At 47.0% G+C, this 2954-nt stretch carries 2 protein-coding genes and 2 pseudogenes; 1 reads left to right on the forward strand and 3 read right to left on the reverse strand.

Annotated features, from left to right (window positions below; translation table 11 throughout):
- Positions 1 to 115: 115 nt before the first annotated feature.
- Both BMX61_RS24540 and BMX61_RS24075 read right to left on the reverse strand, forming a co-directional pair.
- Positions 116 to 865 (reverse strand): hypothetical protein, encoded by a 750-nt coding sequence (locus tag BMX61_RS24540; RefSeq protein ID WP_139199013.1) that lies wholly within the window; start codon positions 863 to 865, stop codon positions 116 to 118.
- A gap of 39 nt (positions 866 to 904) precedes the next feature.
- A complete protein-coding gene (locus BMX61_RS24075; protein ID WP_075625313.1) occupies positions 905 to 1189 on the reverse strand; it encodes a hypothetical protein in 285 nt (94 codons plus the stop codon).
- Positions 1190 to 1748: 559 nt separating this feature from the next.
- Here BMX61_RS24075 and BMX61_RS25275 point away from each other — a divergent pair.
- Positions 1749 to 2218 (forward strand): annotated as a pseudogene (locus BMX61_RS25275) (IS3 family transposase); the annotation flags it as partial.
- A gap of 225 nt (positions 2219 to 2443) precedes the next feature.
- Here BMX61_RS25275 and BMX61_RS24085 read toward each other — a convergent pair.
- A pseudogene (locus BMX61_RS24085) lies at positions 2444 to 2785 on the reverse strand (ATP-binding protein); the annotation flags it as partial.
- Positions 2786 to 2954 lie beyond the last annotated feature (169 nt).

The following is a 2954-nucleotide window of genomic DNA, read 5'->3' on the forward strand; positions in this document are numbered from 1 at the left end:
TCGCCACGAGCCAAAGCTGCCTCCCAAAAAGCAGTCTTGAATCATGCTTCCCCTGATTTGGAAATCCACTTTGTCAACAGGGCCTAGACAAACGCGTCATCATCAGATCCTATGTCTACAGTTTTATCTCTTCGCTATATTCCGATGTAAATTTTTGATTATCTTGCTTACGCTTTCTGGCATGCTCTTTTATTACGTGCGCAACTTTCATAATATCACGTATACCGACCATTTGATTGAGGTATCCAAGTGGTATTTCGTTGCTGTAAACAGAAATGCAATTTATCACATGGACACTTATGGGACTGCTATTTGATACATGGCGAGGTGCACCATTAAGAAATAGACTCTTTCTAAATGAAATCGAACCTGAATTAGAAAATATAAGTCTTTTTATTTCCACAGATCTTAAAAATCCAAGATCATAAAAAATATACCGTCCACGCCTAGCCTTAAGTCGCTTTGGGTTTAGTCTGGTAAAAAATTTTAAATTTGATGCACTATGATGTGCTATTCGGTAATTTGTAACAATATAGATTACGCCAAATTGTGTACCACATACAATAATTGAGAAAATAAAAAGTAATAAAAACATTATTATAGAAATAAATCCAAATGGATTTATAAAATTATTTGACATGATTGAAATAGCGAAATACAGACAGCACGACATAAAAAAAATTACAAGCGTTGGCTTTGGAGAGAATATCCTAAATAATAATCTGAAGGATGAGCTTCCAATCCATTTCACCTCCTCATCTGGGAGTAAATAATCCATATCTACGCCAAATATTGATTTTACGATTTCAATATCATTTTTTGACGGATCGAATTTCGACAGACCGGATAGCAAAGAGTAATCCATCGTTTGTTTGTCCTTGATGTCGCCGAGAGTCCAGCATGCTTATTGTTCTTGCTTGACGCCAGCAAACAGGGCGCGCTGGCCATATTTACCGCATTTGGCATCCGGTGAGGATGAGTCGAAAGTGAAGCGATCCGGCGTTTTCGAAGATGCGGCAACCATCGCCTGATCCGACATTTTGCTGGCAACCTCAATTTCTTGCAGGAATTCTCGGATTTGAAATTTCAAAGAGGACGTCGGTATTTTTATGAAGATATGCGACTCGGCACCATAACCGAAGGTCACCTTGGCTTCGGTTGGATCGGATTGGTCAATGGAAACGGACATGAAACATTTGCAGCGACACAAGATCTGCAGCTTGTGGCTTGTCACTCCTCGGCGCATTTCTACTTGCTTTGCGAGCAAAGAATCGCAACCAAAGAGAAAATTGGACAGGTCAATTATTTTCCCTGCAAAGATGCGGGCATCGTCATCTCTTAGAGCAACGACAAAAACTTCCGCTCTTTATGCGACAGTCAGTATGAATAACTCATTATTCTTTTCAACTGGGTATAATTTTATCCAAGTCTTTTCCCCTAATAATAATAAGGTATAGGGTTCACTGAACCTGTAACCTCTTAGGCGACAGAAAAAGGAAACAATCTTCCACATATTCAGTAATCAACCTCACACGAAAAATTGATAAGGCTGCTTTATGACGAGATGATGAAATGTCTCGGATTTCGGCTTAATTTTACATTTTTAACCGGCCTAATTATCTTATTTCGTAATTTTATGCGAACCAATTGCTGACGTCGATGAAGCACTGCAGACGCGTTCTACATCCTGTTTTGTCAACTAAGGGCACATGGTTATGTGCTTGCTTTTCGTCGAAGAGATAGGCTGATTTGTCCACCTTTGCGCCGTGGTGCATCGGTTCCGTCGGCGGGTTTCGTCTTGGCGATTTTCAAAACCGCTAGAGGCGGACCTTCGTATCGAAGCGGTCGAGGAGGCCCTTATGCCCTGACGGGAAGCCCGAGAGATCTGCGTGATGCGCGGGCATTGTTGCGACAACACCGAGCATGGACCGCAGTGTACCGCCATCGACTTTCACCGCCCTGCTGAAAAAGGCTGAGATTGCCATCTCGATGGACGGCGAGGATGCATGGCGGGCCGACGTGTTCTTCGAGCCGCTCTGGCATTCCATCACATACGAAGACGTCCGCTTTCAAGCCCACACGACGGCGTGCGAAGTCCGCGTCGGCATTGGTCGAGGTCTGACATTTATAATCGCCGCCGGCCACATCAATCCCTTGACTGGCAGACGCCAGATCAGGTTACTTCAAGGCGCTGGCACAAATAATGGTGGCCGCATAATCGAGGCGGAAATCCATGGCAAAACGCCCGAAACTGTTCAGATAAGCCGAGCTACGTCTATCTGCCGCGATAGCGAGAAGTCGTGGGTGCTTTACATCCAATTCTGCGTCGACGACGAGGCCCTGGTCGCCGGTTGCTGGTGCTCGGCTACTGTGCCTGTTGAAAAGGCGCGCGATGAAACTCGCTGCTCGTGCCTTTCCCGACACGAAGGCCGCCCAGCGCATTCTTGTGGTCGTGCGCAATGGCCTGGACGCCGATGGCCGGGGCGATATGGGTCTTTCCCGTGCCAGGGCCACCAACGAGAACGATGTTGTTGGCGTCATCAAAGAAGTCGCCGCGGTCGAACTGGCGGACCAGCACCTCGTTGATCTCACTGCTGGTAAAGTCGAAGCCGTTGAGATCGCGATAGGCAGGAAAGCGTGCCGTCTTCAGCTGATAGGCAACTGATCTGACCTCCCGCTCGGCTGTCTCTGCCTTAAGGAGCTGCGACAGGATGGGCATGGCGGCTTCGAAGGCGGGTGAGCCTTGTTCCGTCAGATCGCCAACGGCTTGGGCCATGCCATGCATCGTCAGTTACCGCAGCATGATGACAATGGCACCGCTTGCGGGATTATGACGCATGACGGACCTCCGTCTTTCTCAAGGTGTCCTAGGCCCTGTTGACAAAGTGGATTTCCAAATCAGGGGAAGCATGATTCAAGACTGCTTTTTGGGAGGCAGCTTTGGCTCGTGGCGA

It is taken from the genome of Xaviernesmea oryzae, assembly GCF_900109605.1.
GTDB lineage: Bacteria > Pseudomonadota > Alphaproteobacteria > Rhizobiales > Rhizobiaceae > Xaviernesmea > Xaviernesmea oryzae.

Bases quoted from the DNA above. Each gene is read 5' to 3' on its own strand.
- BMX61_RS24075 (WP_075625313.1), bottom strand. From the start codon at position 1,189: ATGTCCGTTTCCATTGACCAATCCGATCCAACCGAAGCCAAGGTGACC.
- BMX61_RS24540 (WP_139199013.1), bottom strand. From the start codon at position 865: ATGGATTACTCTTTGCTATCCGGTCTGTCGAAATTCGATCCGTCAAAA.